The organism is Streptomyces clavifer, from assembly GCF_036345975.1.
GTDB classification, from domain to species: Bacteria; Actinomycetota; Actinomycetes; order Streptomycetales; family Streptomycetaceae; genus Streptomyces; species Streptomyces clavifer.
Genome location: NZ_CP107793.1, coordinates 6,073,349 through 6,090,439 on the forward strand (window position 1 = coordinate 6,073,349; position 17,091 = coordinate 6,090,439).

Here is a 17,091-nt window from a genome sequence, read left to right on the forward strand (position 1 = left end):
GGTGAACGACGGGGGATACACGCGGGGGATCGTGCGTGCGGATTCGACATGGGCACGCGCTTCCTCCACCTCTTCCTCTCACCTCTTGGTGCGCAGCGGGAATGGAGGGGGAATGCCGACGCACATGGGCTATCCCGGTGTGTACATCGAAGAACTTCCCAGCGGCGTCCGCACGATCGCCTCGGTCACCACGTCGGTGACCGCGTTCGTGGGGCACACCCGCCGGGGTCCGCTCAACCAACCGGTACGGGTCACCAGCTTCGCGGACTTCGAGCGGCGCTTCGGCGGACTCACCTCGCAGAGCGCCCTCAGCTACGCGGCGCACCAGTTCTTCGGCAACGGCGGCACGCTCGCGGTGATCGTCCGGGTGGCCGCGGCCGGCACGGGCGAGGACGCGTGCGTCACCCTCCGCTCGACGGAGGGGCACAGCGAGTGCCCGGTCCTGGAGGTGCACGCGAAGGAGCCCGGCGTATGGGGCTCGGGTCTGCGGGTGGCAGTCGACCACGACACCCCCGCGCCGGACCGTACGTTCAACCTCCAGATCGTCGACGCCCGCGGCAGGGCCCGGGAGTCCTTCACGGGCCTGTCCATGGACGCCGGCCACGGCCGCTTCGTCGAGACAGTCGTCAATGCGGGTTCCTCCCTCGTCCGGGTGAAGGCATTGGACGAGGACCGGCCGGACCCGTCGGGCACGGTCTCCAAGCCCTTCGCCGCGGACCTGCCCGGCCTGGAAGTCGAGCTGAAGGTCAAGATCGGCGATGTGGATCGGGAGTTCACACTCTTCGAGCCCGACCGCGACGGCGAGCCGCCGTGCAATGTCACCGAGCTGGCCCTCCTGCTCGAACGCAAGCTGCGCGCCCTCCCCGACGCCCCCGGGAAGCACACGTTCGCCGGGTCCGAGGTCACCGCCTTCGGCAGGCGGCTCCAGGTCGTCGCCGGGTCCGTCGACCCGGACGACGTGGTCCGCTTCGTCGGCGAGTGCGCCAACGACCTCGGACTCGAGGCCTCGGTCAACCCGCCCGTCTTCGCGCTGGAGGGCGGCAGGGACGGCGACCCGCCCGGCCCGCGCGACCTCATCGGCAGCGAAGGGAGCAAGACCGGTGTCCAGGCGCTGCGCGACGTGGACGACGTCAACCTGCTGGTCCTGCCGGAGCTGTCGGCTTACGAGTCCACCGAGGACATGGTCACCGTCCTGTCGGCGGCCGAGCAGCTCTGCCGGGAGCGGCGGATCTTCCTGCTCGTCGACTCTCCCTCGACCTGGGGCAGCGTCGATGCCGCGCGGGCCGGCATCGGCGCGTTCGAACCCGTACGCAGCAGCCACGCGGCGCTGTACTTCCCGCACCTGCGGCTGACCGACCCCCTGACCGGCCGGCTGCGCTCCTTCCCGCCGTCGGGTGCCGTCGCCGGAGTGATGGCCCGTACCGACGGCGAGCGCGGGGTGTGGAAGGCGCCCGCCGGCACCGAGGCGCGCCTCGCGGGTGTCCGGTCGCTGACGGTCAGGCTGACCGACCGGGAGAACGGGTTGCTCAACCCCTTGGGCGTGAACTGCCTGCGCACCTTCCCCGTGGTGGGTCCCCTGGTCTGGGGCACCCGCACGCTGGAGGGCGCGGACGCGCTCGACAGCGAGTGGACGTACGTACCGGTGCGGCGGCTCGCGCTGCACGTCGAGGAGAGCCTCTACCGCGGCCTGCAGTGGGTCGTCTTCGAACCCAACGACGAGCAGCTGTGGCAGCAGATCCGGCTCAAGGCGTCGGCCTACCTCAACGACCTCTTCAGGCAGGGCGCGTTCAAGGGCGGCACACCGCGCGAGGCGTACTTCGTGAAGTGCGACAAGGACACCACGACCGACGCCGACGTCGACCGCGGCGTGGTCAACGTCGTGATCGGCATCGCGCCGGTCAAGCCCGCGGAGTTCGTGGTCGTCAGGATCCAGCAGTTCGCCGGGCAGTTCGACCTCTCGTAACCGAGGAAAAGGAACACGAAGGAAACCGATGGCTGAGTTCCAGATAAACGCCCATCGCTTCGACCCCTACAAGAATTTCAAGTTCCTGGTCCTCTGGGACGGTCGAACGGTCGCGGGCATCAGCAAGATCAGTCCCCTGAAACGCACCACAGAAGTGGTCAAACACCGTCACGGTGGGGACCCGAGCTCACCGCGCAAGTCACCGGGCCGCTCCGAGTTCGAGGGCGTCACACTCGAACGAGGCGTCACCCACGATCCCGAATTCGACCGCTGGGCCAACAAGGTCTGGCAGGTGGGCGCCGGGCTCGGCTCGGAGGTCTCGCTCCGGGACTTCCGCAAGGACCTCATCATCCAGGTGCTGAACGAAGCCGGGCAGGTGGCCGTCTCGCACAAGCTCTACCGGGCCTGGGTCAGTGAATACCAGGTCATCGGCGAGCTCGACGCCAACGCCAACGCCGTCGCCATCCAGAGCGTGAAGCTGGAGTGCGAGGGCTGGGAGCGCGACTACGAGATCCCGGAACCGGTCGAACCCTCGTTCACCCACCCCGCCTGAACGGCGCCGTGAATCCGGGGAGGGCCCCCGTGGGGCCCGACGAACTGCTGGCCGCCTGGGAGACCGGACTGCCTCTGGGGGCGGCCGAGAGGTCGCTGCTGCTGCACCGGGCGGCCCGCCCGGGGGCCGGTACCGACGAGCTTCTGTCGGTACCGGTCGGCGAGAGGGAGGCCGATCTGTTCGCGCTGCGCCGGTCGCTCTTCGGCGAACGGATGCAGGTGCGGATCGAGTGCGGTGCCTGCGGTGAGGCCATGGAGTTCGACCTCGACGCCGGTGCGCTGAGCACGCGTCCGGCGGACCGGCTGCTGCGCGTGACGGACGACGACTGGGTGGTCGATTTCCGGCTGCCCACCGTCGCCGACCTCGCGGCGGCCGGTGCGGCCGCCTCGTCCGCCGGGGCGCGCAGGCAGCTGGTGAACGGCTGCACGGTGCGGGCACTGCGGGGCGGCGAGCCCGTCCCCGCGGAGCGGCTGGACACCCTTCTGCCCGAACGGGTGGAGCGGCTCATCGCCGAGAAGGCCGCCGAGGCGGACCCGACGGCCGAGGTGACGCTGAACGTGGCGTGCCCGGAATGCGGTGGGGCGACCCGGGCCGAGCTGGACATCACCTCCTACCTCTGGACCGAGCTGGACAACTGGGCGAGGGACGTGCTCCTCGACGTCCACCTGCTCGCCACCGCCTACGGGTGGAGCGAGCCGCACATCCTGGCGCTGAGCCCCCTTCGGCGTCGCTACTACCTGGAGCTGTGCACCGATGGCTGACTACTTCGACCGGCTGCTCGCCCGGTACACGCCCGTGCCCGCGGCCGAGGGCAGCGGGGAACCCGCCGCACGGGTGCGGCCCAGGCTGTCCGGCCCGTTCGAGCGGGTCGAGGCGCTGCGGTACGGCCCGCCCGGGCCGGGCGAACCGGAGGCACTCGTCCCCTCCGCCCCGCGTGCCGATCGGCACCCGCCCCGGCCGCTGCGGCCGGTCCGGGAGGTGCGTACGGAGCGGCACACCGTGGTACGCACCGAGAGTGCGCCGCAACCAGGCGGGACGGAGCGTCCGCTCCGTCCGGCGACGGCTCCGGCGCCCCTGCTCCGGCCCTCGGCTGCTCCGGCCCCGAACGTCCGGCCGGGTGGGGCCGACCGAGCGCGTGAGGTACGCCGGGGGCGGCCCTCCGTGCCGGACGCCTCGACGCCGGCGTCCGCCATGGGGGATGCGCCGGCACACAGGGCCGCCCCACCGGCGCGCGCGGCAGCGCTCGCCGTGCCGCGCGGCTCCGACTCCGCCGCGGCACGGGGCGCGGCACTCGGCTCGGTGGGACGGCGCGCACCCCGCCCGGCGGAACGCGTCGTGCACGTACAGATCGGCCGGCTCGAGGTCAGCGCGGCGCCGCCGCCCGGTGCGGACGCGTCACCGGCCGGGCGCCCGGCACAGCGGCCCGGCCGGCCGGCCCCCGTACTGACGCTGGACGACTACCTGTCGCGCGGCGGGAAGAGGGACTGATGACATGAGCAACGCACTCGCCGTCGCCACGGTCACCCAGGCGCTCGCCCTGCTGATCGAGAGCAATCTGGGACCCGAGATGGACATCGCGGTCAAGGTGGAGACCCGCAAGCCCCCGTCGGAGGCACCGAGTGAGCCGACCGTGACGGTGTTCCTCTACCAGGTGACCCCGAACGCCGCGATGCGCAACAACGATCTGCCGACGCGAGCCGCCGACGGCACCCTGCGCAGCAGGGCGGCCGCGCCGCTGGACCTGCACTACGTGATCAGCGCGTACGGGGAGGAGACGGAGCTTGTCGGGCAGCGGCTGCTGGGCTGCGTCATACGGACGTTGCACGAGATTCCCGTGCTCCCGCGGGAGCTGATCGAACTGGCCGCCGAGCGGCCGCATCTGGCGGGCAGTGACCTGGCGGACTCGCTGCAGAAGGTCCGCTTCACACCGACGGTCATGGACGTCGACGAGACGTCCAAGCTCTGGGGCATGCTGCACCAGACCCCGTACACCCTGTCGGTGGCCTATCAGGCATCGCTGGTGGTGATCGAGGGCCGGGAGAAACCCGTCCCGGCGAAACCGGTGGAGCAACGCACGGTGCGGGTGGTGCCGTTCGGTGCTCCCGGTGCGCCCCTGCCGCCTGGAGTGGATGGGGTCGACGGGGGTGCCGCAGGGGCTTCGACGGCTCCGGCCGCTCCCGCACGGAAGGCCGTGGCGAAGAAGGCCGCCCCCGCACGGAAGGCCGCCGTCAAGAAGGCCGGGTCGGCGAAGGCCGCCGCGAAGAAGGCCGCGCCTGCGCGGACCTCCTCCGAAGCCGCGATGGGCGCACCCGCCCAGGTCCCTGGCGAAGCGGCGGCCGAGCCCACCGGGGCCGCCCGGCGAGCGACCCCGCCGCGTCCCCGCAGGACGACCGGGAGCGGCGGCACGACGACACCGGACGGCAAGGGCTGAGCCGGAGTGCGGAACACGGGGGGTGGTGAGGGCATGGGCACGTACGAAGGGGCCGGCCGGAGCGAGGGCCGCAGCGCCGCAGCACAGGGGCGGGCGCTCCTGACCGAGGTCCACGCCGTCCTCGCCCGCATCGACAGCCATGCCGGGCGTGCGACACACGGCTCGGGCCCGGCCACCGACGTCCCGTCCGGCAGCGCAGCCGGTCCTGCCGCGTCCGCCTCCGGAACCACTCCACCGGGAAGCGCCGTCGGTGCCCCACCGGGCGCTCTTCCCGGCCCCGCGGCTCTCGACGCCCTCGTCGCCTGCTTCGGCCTCAGCCCGTTCGAACGCGAGATCGTCCTGCTGGCAGCCGCGGCCGAGCTGGACCCCACGACGGGTGCCCGTTGCGCCGCGGCCTGCGGGGATCCGGAGCGCACGTACCCCACCTTCTCGCTCGCCCTTGCCGCGCTCGGCGATCCGCACTGGAGCGCCCTCACCCCCGTCGCCCCGTTGCGGCGCTGGCGCATCGTGGAGCTGGACGACGAGACCCGGCTGGCCACGTCCCGGATCCGGCTCGACGAGCGGATCCTGCACTTCCTGGCCGGCTCGCCGTACCTGGACGCGAGGCTGCACGGCCTGCTGCGCCGGACCACCGCACCGGAAACCCTGCCCGCCTCCTACGAGCTGGCGGCGGGCCGGGTCGCGGCGGGCTGGGCGGGGACGGGCCGCGATGTGCCGCTGCGGGTCGAGCTGGTCGGCGGTGATCTCCGTACCCGCGCGGACATCGCCGCGGCGGCGGCCCGCGACTCGGGGCTCGGCCTCTACGCGATGTCGGCCGCCGACCTTCCGTCCGCGCCGGCCCCCCGTGACCTGCTGGCCCGTCTGTGGCAACGCGAGGCGGTTCTGCTGCCTGCGGCACTGCTCGTGGAGGTCGGCGACCTGGACCGTGAACAGTCCGCTGCCACCGATGCGTTCGTCGGAACCGCGGCCGTCCCGCTGGTCGTGTCGAGTACCGATCCGCGGCAGACGGCACGCCCCCGCGGTACCCGCGTCGTCGTGCCGCCGCTTGGCGCGGACGAGCAGCTCGGGGTGTGGACCGAGGCGTTCGCCGATGTGCCGGACGTGTCGGAGGGCGACCTGCGTGACCTCGTCGCCCAGTTCTCGTTGCCGCCCCATCTGGTCCGTTCGGCGGGAGCGACCGTGGCCAGGGACCTGCCCGGCGAGGACCAGCTGGACGCCACCGGCCTGGCCTGGCAGGCCGGCCTCGCCGAGGCCCGGATGGGCATGGACGAGCTCGGCCGCCGGATCGAACCGCAGGCCGCCTGGAGTGATCTGGTCCTGGCGGAGCGGCAGTTGCGGGTGCTGCGCGAGATCACCGCGCACGTACGGCAGCGGCCGACCGTGTACGAGGAGTGGGGCTTCGCCGGGACGCTGCGCCGCGGGCTGGGCGTCACCGCGCTCTTCGCGGGCGGTTCCGGCACCGGCAAGACCCTCGCCGCCGAGGTGATGGCGAACGAGCTGGGCCTGGACCTGTTCGTCATCGACCTCTCCCAGGTGGTCAGCAAATACATCGGTGAGACCGAGAAGAACCTGCGCAAGGTCTTCGACGCCGCGGAGCAGGGGGGCGCACTGCTGCTGTTCGACGAGGCCGACGCACTGTTCGGCAAGCGCAGCGAGGTCAAGGACTCCCACGACCGGTACGCCAACCTCGAAGTCAGCTACCTGCTGATGCGGATGGAGGCGTACCGGGGACTGGCGATCCTCACGACGAACATGAAGCAGGCGCTGGACACGGCCTTCATGCGCCGTATCCGCTTCGTCGTCGACTTCCCGTTCCCGGGCGAGGGCGAGCGCGCCGAGATCTGGCGCCGGGTCCTGCCCGCGCGGGCGCCGACGAAGGGCGTCGACCCTGCGCTGCTCGCGCGCCTGACCGTGGCGGGTGGTTCCATCCGCAACATCGCGCTGTCCGGCGCGTTCCTCGCGGCGGAGGAGGGGGACCGGCTCCAGATGCGCCACATGCTGGAGGCCGCCCGTACCGAGTACCTGAAACTCGACCGTTCCCTGACACCGTCGGAGGTGCACGGATGGGTCTGAACGAGCAGCAGCGCACCGTACGGGTGGACATCGGCGAGCTGGTCCTCGACGGGTTCGGCACGGTGGACCCGGAACGCGTCTCGGAGGCCTTCCAGGCGGAGTTGGGCCGGCTCGTAAGGGAACGGGGCGTGCCGCTCGCCGCCGACGGCGGACAGGCGCTGGACGCCCTGGCGGGGCTGCCCCCGCTGCCCGCGTCGCTCTCCGCACGGCGGCTCGGCCAGGAGCTGGCGCGCGCGGTGCACACGGGCCTCTCGGGCGGGGGCGAGGTGACTCGATGAGTACGTCCCACTCGCAGGAGACGCGGCCGGACCAGGCCGGCAAGCGCCGTAAGCGCAAAGAGCGTGCCGCGACCCGCGCGCCCGAGCCGAAGAACATCGTCAGTGGTGCGGGCCAGCCGCTCGACCTGAGCGTACGACGGGAGCTGGAGGAACGGCTCGGCCACGACTTCGGCCGGGTACGGCTGCACACCGACCGGGACGCGGGCGCGCTCACCGAGATGCTCGGTGCGGACGCGGTCGCGGTCGGGCAGGACATCTTCTTCCGCGAGGGCGCCTACCGTCCCGGCACACCGGACGGTCAGCGCCTCCTCGCCCACGAGCTGCTGCACACGGTGCAGAACCCGCACGGTCTGGGTGCGCTGCGGGCCGGGCGTGACCTGGGCGAAGTGAGCCTGCCGCAGCAGGCGATGGAGCGTGAGGCGGAGTCGGCGGCGCAGGAGTCCGTACGGGACGGCGAGGCCGGAACCCAGGTCGAGGAGGGGCAGTCGACGCCCGGCTGGCTGCGGTACGCGACCGTGGACGCGGACCGGAACCGGCTGGAGCAGATCGATCCGGCAACGCTGGTGGAGCGGCTGGCCAACTCGGTCGTACGATCGCTGCGCGGCGACCCGGAGGACCGGTCCAAGCGCACCCGAAGGCAACTGGCGCGGTTGCCCGAGGAGTTGCAGGACACCGTGCTGGAGCGCCTGGAGACGAGGCTGCTCAGCTCGGAGCACGAGCGGCTGCTCGACCTCGTCGACGAGGTGGAGGCCTACGACGACCTCGAGCGGAGCTCGCTCGACGCCCCGGCTGCCGAGAGCGATCCGGTCGGGGAACTGCGGTACGAGCGCGAGACTGCGCAGCGGTCGGCGGAGGAGCAGCGGGAAGAGGAGCGGCAGCCCGCGCCCGCGCCGGGTCCGGAGAAGGACCAGGAGGACGAGGGCGGCGCTCCCGGCAGTACCCCGGAGAACGGAAGCTCCAGGGGGAGCGGCGAGCAGGGGCAGAGGCAGGGGCAGGGGCAGGGACGGGACCCGGGTGCCGCTTCTGCGGCGCCGGCCGCCGCACCCCGGCAGCAGGCATCGTCCGCCTCCTCGGGTTCCGCCTCGTCCTCGCCCTCCGGCGGTGGGGCGGAGACCGCAGGCTCAGGCGAAGGCAAGGAAGGCCAGGAGCAGCAGGGCGCCCCGGCCGCGAGCAGGGAGGAGTCCGCGGCAAGGAACCGTCCGGGCGCCGTCGACGCGCTCGTGGCGGGTCAGCAGCTGAAGCCGGAGGACAAGGGCGGCTCGGAGAAGCCCACGGGTTCTCCGTCCGCGGCCGGCAAGGACGCCCAGCTGTCCGGGGCGTTCGGCACGCTCGACGGCGTACGCGCCCAGGATCTCGACGGCCCGGAGGAGAAGTCCGACGACATTCCGTTCGGTACCGGCAGCGCGTCGGAGGTCGAGGTCGGCGGTGGGGAGCCGAGCGCCTGGGACGTCACGCTGCGTCCGGAGGACTTCCTGCCGACGCAGGACCTCGACGTGTCCGCCGTACCGACGGCGGACACGCCGGACTCCTACCCGTCCGCCACCCCGTCGTTCCCCGCGCCTCCGGTGACCAGGGCCGATCGGGTGCAGGCAGAGCGGGATGCGGAGGACGCAGAGGACGCGGCGGCGGAGTCCGAGCCCGAGCAGGACGGTGCCGTCGCACTTCCGGCTACGGTCCCGTCGGCCGAGGCGGACGAAGGCACGCAGGGGGACTCCCTGCTCGGCGGGATCGCCCTGGAACAGGCCACCGAGGTGCGGCCTGTGACGGGCTCCCGGGACCCCAAGAGCGGCGCCGACCCGAAGGCCGGTCCCGTTGCCGCGCAGATGGCCGTCGAGGAGGCACCCGGCACGTCGGAAGCCGGAAGCGACGCGAAGGAGGCGGCAGACAAGGAGGAGAAGGGCACTCCAGCCGGGGGCGGCGCGGCGGCAGCGCAGGAGAAGGCCTCGCCGCAGGCGGTGGCCGGCAACGCGACGGCGCCGGAGCCGGCGGTCAAGGAGGAGCAGAAGAAGGCGGACGCGGCTCCGACGGGCCGGAGCGGACCGGCGGCGGGCTCGCGGGCCCCTTCGCCCGCACGGGACACGCATGTCTCCGGCGGTTCCGCTGTGGACACGTCGGGCGGCGCACCGAGCGCGTCGACGGGCAGCGGCCCGGCGAAGAGCGGGCCCGTTTCCCGTACGGAGAGCCCGGCGCCGGAAACCCCCGTGCCCACCGCGGCCCCCGAGGCCACGAAGACTCAGGACGCCCCGACAGCGGCGAAGACCGCACCGGCTCCCCGGGCCGCGGCGTCAAAGCCGGCCCCCGCTCCCGGGGGGTCAGGCGGCGGAGGCGGAGGAGCGAAGGCTGCCGGACCGGGCAGGGGGAAAAGCTCAGGAGCGGCCCCGAACCTCTCCGGAGTGGCTCCGGAAGCGGGCCTGTCCACCGCCTCGAAGCTCAAGCCGCACAAAGCACTCCAGGCGATGACCGGCGTGAGCGGCTCCGTGGACCGCACCGTCGGCGACGAGCACAAGGCCCTCGCTGCCGCGCCGCCCTCGATGCTGCGCCCGGCGGGCGCCCCGCAGACTCTGGAGGGCAGGCCGAAGGCCGACGCGCCGGCCCGGTACGCGCAGGATCCGGCGGCGAGGTCCGAGGCCCCGAAGGGCGAGAAGGCCGAGGTCGAGGGGGCCAGGGAGCCCGAGGGCCAGATCGAGGCGGAGAAGGCGGAGGAGCCGGGCGGCTGGGACACCTTCAAGATGGCCCTCGGCTTCGGCCTGGCCAAGGTCGCCAACTTCTTCGGCGCCGACATCGACGAGTCGGAACTGGCCGCCAAGTTCGCCGGGCTGCCGACCAGGGACGAAGCGCTGAGGAAGGCCCAGGCGGGCAACGCGCCGGGTGTGGAGATGGAAGGCGCCGCCGAGCGGACGGCCGGCGAGCAGGGCGCGGCCGTCGACACCAAGGGCCGGGAAACGGTGGCGGCGGGAAGGGACGACGCCGCCCGCCCGATGGGAGAGAACCAGGTCTACCCCAACGCTCCGAAGAAGCAGATGACGGCGAAGGTCCCCGGCGGACAGGGCGGTGGGGGCGGCGCACCCGACGGTGGCGCCGGGACCGGGGCGGTACCCCCCGAGGCGGCCTCCGAGGTGGCTGAGCACGAGCGCGGACCGCAGTTCCGGGCGGCGTTCAGCGATGGCCGGAAGGGCATGTCGGAAGGACGTCAGACCAGGGACGCGGACTTCCGCGACTCGCAGCAGAAGCACAGGGCGAAGGTCGACGCCGAGATCGCGACCAACACCCGGAGCCAGGCCGGCGCGCGCGACAAGGCCCTGGACGAGGTCACCGCCGAGCGGGCCGACTGGCGCACCGAGCAGGACGCGGAACTCAAGACCCTCGGCACCAAGAAGACGGAGCGGCACGAGAAGGTCCGCACGGACGTCAAGGACAAGGAGAAGAAGACCGACGAGGACGTCGTCAAGGAGAAGGCCGACGGCGACAAGAAGATCCAGGACGAGAACACCAAGGCCGAGAAGGACGCCGAGAAGAAGCGCGACGACAGCGTCGAGGAATCGGGCGACTGGGTCAGTAAGGCCTTCGACTGGATCAAGAAGAAGGTCATCGAGATCAAGGACGCGATCGTCCGCGTCATCAAGGCGGCACGTGACGCGGTCGTCGGGGTCATCAAGAACTTCAAGGAGACGGTCGAACGCTGGATCAACGAGGCCCGCACGTTCATCGCCGACGCGATCAAGAACCTGATCAACGACCTGATCGAGTTCGCGAAGTCGATGGTTCGGGCCGTCGTCGAACTGGCCAACCGCATCAGGAAGACCATCACGGGGCTGATCGCGGCAGCGATCGCCTTCGTCAACAGGCTCGCCACAGCGCTGAAGCAGGCCGTCAGGGATCTCCTGGACGACATCGGCAAGCTCCTGAGCAGCATCCTCGACCTCCTGAAGAAGATGCTGCGGGACGTGGTCAAGGCAGTCGTGGACGCGATCAGGTCGGTGCTGGACTTCGCCGCCGCGCTGCTCGCCGCACTCGGCGATTTCATGCTCATCGCAGTCGACTTCCTCAGTGACCCGGGCGGATGGCTCGGCGGCGCCAAGAACTCCGCGGTGGACGGAGCGAAGAACCACCTGTTCCGGGAGGTTCGGGCGGCCGTCAAGCAGTGGTTCCAGTCGAAGATCGAAGAGATCATCGGCATTCCGAGGGCCGTCATCGAGAAGCTGATCAAGGGTGGCTTCACCCTGGAGAAGATCATCAAGGAGACGTGGGACGCCATTGTTCCGCAACTCCCCTTCATCATCGGCGAGATCGTGATCACCAAGGTCATCGCCAAGCTGATCCCGGGCGCGGGGTGGGCGATGGCCGTGATCGACGCGATCCGCGTGGCCATCGGTGCGCTCGGCGAGATCCTGCGGGCGATCGGAGCGGTCATCTCCTGGCTCAAGGCGGTCCGCCAGGGGGGCGCGGGCATCCTCTTCGCGAAGGCGGTCGCGGCGGGCATCGTGGCGCTGCTCGAAATGGCCTACGAGGCACTGCTCAGCGGCATCGGCAAGTACGTGGCGAAGGTGGGCCGGCGGCTGAAGGGGGTCGCCGCCAGCCTGGGCAAGGGCCAGGGCAAGGGCAAGAACAGGGACGGCGGAGGCTCGGACGACGAGGGCGGCGACAAGAAGGCCCGGGAGCAGGTCCCGAAGAGGGACACATCGCCCCCCGGCAACCGCCCGACCACCACCGCGTCCCCGAGGCCCGGCGCGAAGCCGGACCTCACCGGGCCCGGGAAGCCCAGGACCACCCCGGGCAAGGACAGGGACGACGCCAGGCCGGCCACCCGCCCGACGCCGTCCCCGAAGCCCGAGCCGAAACCGGAACCCCCGGCCGAGCCGAAGACCGAGCCGGACACGAAGCCCGGCCCGAAGGACGGCACCCCGGGCAGGCGACCGGGCGACGACAAGGACTCCACGAAGCGGGTGGCCGACGACAAGAACGGCCCGGACAAGCCGAAGGACCAGGACCCGGTCCGGCCCAGGACGAAGCCGGATGACAAGAACACTGCGGGCAGGCCCGGGCCCGACAGGGACAACGGCGGAAAGAAGCCCGAGCCCGAGGACGGGAAGAAGGACCCGAAGCCCAGGTCCGACAAGGACAAGGACAAGGACAAGGACAAGGACAAGGAAAAGGGCAAGGGCGGCAGGAACCCGGGCAAGGACGGAAGCAGGACCGGCCCGGGCAGGCCCAAATCCAGGACGGAAAGGGACCGGCGCAAGGACGAGGAGGACGATTCCAAGGCCGACCGTCTGCGGGCCATCGTGGCGCGCATTCGCCCTGTCATCGAGGCGAAGCTCGAGAGCGGAATTTCGCAGCCTTCACACCGCGCCATGCTCGAAGGGCTCCGCGCTCACTACCGTCTCACGAGCCTCGGTAAGTCCCACGACCAGGACTTCGAGGTCAGGGCGCGACTGAACCCGTCCATGCCCGTCACGGGCGGCCACACAAGCAGCGAGGACCGCAACGACTATCTGAGGCGGCAGAACGCCGTCGAGCCCCCGCTCCCGCCGACGAAACTCCCACCTTTCAAGGACGGGCCGGAGAGGGCTCCGAGTCTCAAGGCCCATCACATCAAGCCGACGACACCGGCGGGGTCGGAAGCGAAAGACAGGTTGAACGCATTGCCCAAGGGGTGGGACGCGGTCTCCCCCAAGTACAGCAGGGGCGGTGCGTGGGTACGCATGCACCTGCTACCTGCGCCGCTGGGAGGTGAAGCCACTACCTCCAACCTCGTCCCCGCGCGCGGGGACCAGAACAAGGATGCCGCGACGTCCGTGGAACATCCCGCCGCCAAGTCACTCGGCAACGTCGTCCGGAACTCCAAATGGAAGGGGAAAATCAACAAGATGATCTGGTACGACGTCAACGTTTCCTACTTCGGTGACGGCACATTCCCGGGGTTCCCGAATTCCGTGTCCGTCACCTGGGGAGGATATGGCCATCCCCACGGCCACTGGCAGCGGGATCCGGCCGCCGGGATCTGGTCGCGCGGGTTCCAGCCGCCACCGCACAAGGAGGACCTGCCGTCACCCGTCGCCGACGTGAATCAGGATGACGCACATGTCATCCGCAGGGCGACCGGAGTCAGCCTGTACTTCGCCAAGCGCATATCCGACTTGACGCAGCCGAATCGGGGCCGGGGCAAGACGTTCGCCAACATGCGCGCCTTGAGCAGGGCGCTCAACGTGGGAGATCACCTGCGGCCGGGGGAGTCCGACGAGACCCATACGGGTGGCAGTCACAGAAACAGACTGGAGGCTCTTGTCCTCCTCAGGAGAGCCGCGCGCAAGAAACGGCTGACCTTCTAGGTGATCGCGGAGAAATCGAAATGACGAACTTGACGGCATGGGAGCAGGAATGGGTCCAGGTCCAGGAAGATCTCCGGAGAAATCCTGGGGTACAGGTACTCCGGGACGTCCAAGGGCCCATCACCCGGGAAGACCCATCCCGTGATGCGGGAGGTTCGGAGGACGGCCCACCGCTCGACCCATCCCTCTACGAGCGGTCTGTCCGGTTCTCCGAGATCGGCAGTCAGTGGCAGACGGTGGAGCCGTACCCCTTGATCACCGGTGAGTTCTCTCTCACTCCTCTGGCACAAGCGGTGCGCGAGGATCCGCCCCCATTCGCATCCTCCTTCCACTCGAAGAAGGAACAACGCATAGGACGGGAGCTCCGCGTCATCGACGATGCTCCTTTCACCGGCGCAGGCTCGTTCGCCGCGATCAGGCTGCAGCCGGCGGTGACCAACCCCGAGGTGTGGTTCTCCGACGACGACCGCGGACTGTGGAAAATGGACCTCGACTACAGCACGTACGTCGGTCTTCTCCGTTTCACCAAGGGCGCGTTCGACTGGCAGCACCTCTTCACCCAGGCCCCGTTGGGGGACGCAGAGTTCCAGCGGACAGCCGAGCGGATCGTGAACATGGCCGACGCGCTTCCGCGGATCTTTCCGAACGTCGACCACTCCGGTTGGCACGCCCGGCTGGAGGCCCGTCTGTGACCCGCTACGCCGACATCCCCAAGCCCATCCGCTCCGGAATCGTCGTGGTCGACCCCGAACGCGGCACCCCCCAGCGCATCATCGTCCTCCAGTTCAACCCCGACACCCTGGAACGCAGCCTCGCGCCCCAGTCCGCTGGCGGGAGCGGGGATTCCGGGGGAGGCGGCAGCGGGTCCGGGGACCGTAACGAGGCTCTGAGGCTCAAGGGGCCCGCCCAGGAGACCTGGAAGTTCACCGCCGAGATCGACTCCACGGACCAGTTCGAGGTCGCCGCTCCCGACGGGATCCACCCCGAGCTGGCCACCCTCGAAATGCTGGTGCACCCGACCACCGCCCAGCTGCGCGAGGCCGGCCGGCTGGCCAGGCAGGGGACCATCGAGATCAGCCCGATCGAGATGCCGCTGACCCTCTTCACCTGGGGCAGCAAGCGCGTCATGCCCGTGCGGCTCACCGAACTGTCCATCAACGAGTCGGCGTTCGACGTGCACCTCAATCCGATCCGGGCGAGCCTCGGCATCGGCATGAAGGTGCTCAGCGTCAGCGATCTGCCCGCCGGGCACCGCGGGGCCGATCTGTACATGGCGCACCTCGCGCAGAAGGAGCAGCTCGCCAGGGCCGCGCGCGGCGGCGGGCTCACCTCGCTGGGACTGGCCGGGGGCAGCACCGTCATGGGGAGGGGCTGAAGGAGATGGCGGAGATCGAACCGTACGAGAACGCCCTGGACGCCATACCCGGCGCCCACCCCTACCCGCGCTCCAGCCGCTACCACGACGCCGAGATCGGAGTGCACCGGATGCCCGACGGGACCGAGGTGCGGTACACGAAGCGGCGGTTGCTGCCGGCGTTGGACGAGGCGGCTCGGGAGAGCGCCCCGCACACCGTCAGCAGCGGAGACCGCCCGGACCTGCTCGCACAGCGGTACTTCGGCGACCCCGGCCAGTGGTGGCAGATCGCCGACGCCAACCCGGTGCTGGACCCGCACGAGCTGACGGAGGAGGCGGGCCGCACCATCGCCGTCCCGCACGCCGGGGGCTTCCCAGGGACGGGAGCGCGGTATGTCTGACCAGCCCGTGGGGAGCGGGCCCATCCACATCACCCTGGAGACGGGGCCCCGGCTGACCCGGCCCGTCCCGCCCGAGGTCGTCGAAGCACTGCTGTCCGCCCAGATCACCGCCACCGCGGGCGAACGCAGCGGATTCCAGCTGGCGTTCGACCTCACGAAGCAGGGCGCGCTGTCCCGGCTGCTGCTGCCCGAAGGGTTCTTCGACCCGAAGACCCGGGTGATCCTCTCCGTGAGCGTGAAGGGCACGGCATGGGTGCTGCTCGACGGACTGATCGTGCGCCAGGAGGTCGGCACGAGCAACCAGCCGGGGCACTCCACCCTCACGGTGACCGGTGAGGACCTGACCCTCCTCATGGACCTGGAGGAGCGCACCGACCGGTACCCGAACCTCCGGCCCTCCGGACGCGTCGCCCGCATCCTCTCCAAGTACGCCGACTACGGCATCGAGGCACGCGTCTTCCAGGAACAGATCGAACAGCCGCCCCGCGAACAGCTGCGGGTCGACTACCAGTCGGGTACCGACCTGGGCTATGTGAACGAGCTGGCCCGGGCGAACGGCTACACGTTCTACCTCGAACCGGGGCCCCGCCCCGGCCACTCCACCGCCGTCTGGGGCCCGGAGCCCCGCGTCGGACAACGCCAGCACGCGCTCAACGTGAACATGGACGTCAACTCGACGGTGGACCAGCTGACGTTCGCCTACGACGGGACGGCGAGGGAGGAACCGCAGGCCCGGGTGCAGGACCCCGCCACCAGGAACAGCCGGCTCCTGCCGCAGCCCGACATCCGGCCGCTGCGCCCCCCGCTCGGCCGCCGCGCCACTCCCGCGCTCAAACGGCGGACGCTGTCCGGCACGGCGAAGAAGGAGTCGGCGCAGGCGCAGGCGGAGCTGCTCGCGCGGGCCGCCCTGTCCGCCGACGCCATCTCGGGTTCCGGATCGCTGGACGTGAACCGGCACGGCTACATCCTGCGTCCGCGTGAGCTGGTCGGGGTCCGGGGCGCCGGGGTGACGTACGACGGCGACTACTTCGTCAAGTCCGTCACCCACACCATCAGGCCCGGCTCGTACCAGCAGAACTTCACGCTCTCGCGCGAGGGCCTCATCGCCCGGAGCGGCACCGTACGACCGTAGCGGCCGCGGCAGCGGTGGCGGACCAGGAGAACTACGCATGGCTGCAGGACCGAACAACAACTTCCTCGGCAAGTTCCGGGGGCGGGTGGTGAGCAACGACGACCCCCTCAGGATCGGGCGGGTCACGGTCAAGGTGCCGGACGTCCTGGGTGACGAGACGTCCACCTGGGCCATGCCCTGCCTGCCGTTCACGGGACCGCAGTCGGGGCAGTACGCCGTGCCCGCCGAAGGGGCGGGCGTATGGGTGGAGTTCGAACAGGGGGACGTCAGCTTTCCCATCTGGACGGGCTGCTGGTACGGCGCCACCTCCGAGCTCCCGCCGGACGCACTGACCGGAGGACCCGCGCACCAGAACGTCGTGATCCAGACGTCCGACCGGCACAAGTTCGTCATGGGCGACGTGCCGGACGGCGGCGAAGGCATCCGCCTCCAGGCCGCGACCGGGGCGTACATCCAGGTGGACGGGAAGGGCGTGACGATCTCCGACGGCCAGGGCGCCTCGATCGTGCTGGCGGGTGGCGAGGTCGACATCAACGACGGCCGGCTGATCGTGGCCAAGAAGCAGTAAGCAGACAAC

At 70.8% G+C, this 17,091-nt stretch carries 13 protein-coding genes; all 13 read left to right on the forward strand.

The features are described from left to right. Nucleotides 1-112 precede the first annotated feature (112 nt). The 13 genes from OG927_RS26370 to OG927_RS26430 all read left to right on the forward strand — a co-directional run bounded on the left by OG927_RS26370 (nucleotide 113) and on the right by OG927_RS26430 (nucleotide 17,082). Nucleotides 113-1,963 (forward strand): phage tail sheath C-terminal domain-containing protein, encoded by a 1,851-nt coding sequence (locus OG927_RS26370; protein ID WP_330320882.1) that lies wholly within the window; start codon nucleotides 113-115, stop codon nucleotides 1,961-1,963. Nucleotides 1,964-1,991: 28 nt separating this feature from the next. Beyond that, nucleotides 1,992-2,516, forward strand: coding sequence for a phage tail protein (locus OG927_RS26375; protein ID WP_124280782.1), 525 nt, complete (start codon nucleotides 1,992-1,994; stop codon nucleotides 2,514-2,516). 29 nt (nucleotides 2,517-2,545) lie between these two features. Beyond that, complete coding sequence (locus OG927_RS26380; RefSeq protein ID WP_124280781.1) at nucleotides 2,546-3,277, forward strand: T4 family baseplate hub assembly chaperone; 732 nt, start codon at nucleotides 2,546-2,548, stop codon at nucleotides 3,275-3,277. Continuing rightward, nucleotides 3,270-4,004 carry a hypothetical protein gene (locus OG927_RS26385; RefSeq protein ID WP_209469472.1) on the forward strand — a complete coding sequence of 245 codons (735 nt, stop codon included), beginning with the start codon at nucleotides 3,270-3,272 and terminating at the stop codon, nucleotides 4,002-4,004. Before OG927_RS26380 ends, OG927_RS26385 begins: the two co-directional genes overlap by 8 nt. A gap of 4 nt (nucleotides 4,005-4,008) precedes the next feature. Further along, the gene (locus OG927_RS26390; protein ID WP_330320883.1) at nucleotides 4,009-4,947 is read left to right on the forward strand and encodes a DUF4255 domain-containing protein; all 939 of its coding nucleotides are present in this window, start codon (nucleotides 4,009-4,011) and stop codon (nucleotides 4,945-4,947) included. Between the two features lie 33 nt (nucleotides 4,948-4,980). Next, entirely contained in the window at nucleotides 4,981-7,020 is a 2,040-nt protein-coding gene (locus OG927_RS26395; RefSeq protein ID WP_209469470.1) for an ATP-binding protein, read from the forward strand. Then, entirely contained in the window at nucleotides 7,011-7,298 is a 288-nt protein-coding gene (locus OG927_RS26400) for a hypothetical protein (RefSeq protein ID WP_124280777.1), read from the forward strand. Before OG927_RS26395 ends, OG927_RS26400 begins: the two co-directional genes overlap by 10 nt. Next, nucleotides 7,295-13,627 carry an eCIS core domain-containing protein gene (locus tag OG927_RS26405; RefSeq protein ID WP_330320884.1) on the forward strand — a complete coding sequence of 2,111 codons (6,333 nt, stop codon included), beginning with the start codon at nucleotides 7,295-7,297 and terminating at the stop codon, nucleotides 13,625-13,627. The genes OG927_RS26400 and OG927_RS26405 overlap by 4 nt, the downstream gene beginning before the upstream one ends. Nucleotides 13,628-13,878: 251 nt before the next feature. After that, complete coding sequence (locus tag OG927_RS26410; protein ID WP_124280775.1) at nucleotides 13,879-14,319, forward strand: hypothetical protein; 441 nt, start codon at nucleotides 13,879-13,881, stop codon at nucleotides 14,317-14,319. After that, nucleotides 14,316-15,002, forward strand: coding sequence for a hypothetical protein (locus tag OG927_RS26415; protein WP_209469467.1), 687 nt, complete (start codon nucleotides 14,316-14,318; stop codon nucleotides 15,000-15,002). Before OG927_RS26410 ends, OG927_RS26415 begins: the two co-directional genes overlap by 4 nt. A gap of 5 nt (nucleotides 15,003-15,007) precedes the next feature. Further along, entirely contained in the window at nucleotides 15,008-15,382 is a 375-nt protein-coding gene (locus OG927_RS26420; RefSeq protein WP_124280773.1) for a LysM peptidoglycan-binding domain-containing protein, read from the forward strand. Continuing rightward, nucleotides 15,375-16,514 (forward strand): hypothetical protein, encoded by a 1,140-nt coding sequence (locus OG927_RS26425; protein WP_124280772.1) that lies wholly within the window; start codon nucleotides 15,375-15,377, stop codon nucleotides 16,512-16,514. Before OG927_RS26420 ends, OG927_RS26425 begins: the two co-directional genes overlap by 8 nt. A 37-nt stretch (nucleotides 16,515-16,551) precedes the next feature. After that, entirely contained in the window at nucleotides 16,552-17,082 is a 531-nt protein-coding gene (locus tag OG927_RS26430) for a phage baseplate assembly protein V (protein WP_330320885.1), read from the forward strand. Nucleotides 17,083-17,091 lie beyond the last annotated feature (9 nt).

What these genes read in the sequence shown, in the direction of transcription:
- OG927_RS26370 (WP_330320882.1), top strand. Translation starts at nt 113, where the DNA reads ATGCCGACGCACATGGGCTATCCCGGTGTGTACATCGAAGAACTTCCC.
- OG927_RS26375 (WP_124280782.1), top strand. Translation starts at nt 1,992, where the DNA reads ATGGCTGAGTTCCAGATAAACGCCCATCGCTTCGACCCCTACAAGAAT.
- OG927_RS26385 (WP_209469472.1), top strand. Translation starts at nt 3,270, where the DNA reads ATGGCTGACTACTTCGACCGGCTGCTCGCCCGGTACACGCCCGTGCCC.
- OG927_RS26390 (WP_330320883.1), top strand. Translation starts at nt 4,009, where the DNA reads ATGAGCAACGCACTCGCCGTCGCCACGGTCACCCAGGCGCTCGCCCTG.
- OG927_RS26395 (WP_209469470.1), top strand. Translation starts at nt 4,981, where the DNA reads ATGGGCACGTACGAAGGGGCCGGCCGGAGCGAGGGCCGCAGCGCCGCA.
- OG927_RS26400 (WP_124280777.1), top strand. Translation starts at nt 7,011, where the DNA reads ATGGGTCTGAACGAGCAGCAGCGCACCGTACGGGTGGACATCGGCGAG.
- OG927_RS26405 (WP_330320884.1), top strand. Translation starts at nt 7,295, where the DNA reads ATGAGTACGTCCCACTCGCAGGAGACGCGGCCGGACCAGGCCGGCAAG.
- OG927_RS26420 (WP_124280773.1), top strand. Translation starts at nt 15,008, where the DNA reads ATGGCGGAGATCGAACCGTACGAGAACGCCCTGGACGCCATACCCGGC.
- OG927_RS26425 (WP_124280772.1), top strand. Translation starts at nt 15,375, where the DNA reads ATGTCTGACCAGCCCGTGGGGAGCGGGCCCATCCACATCACCCTGGAG.
- OG927_RS26430 (WP_330320885.1), top strand. Translation starts at nt 16,552, where the DNA reads ATGGCTGCAGGACCGAACAACAACTTCCTCGGCAAGTTCCGGGGGCGG.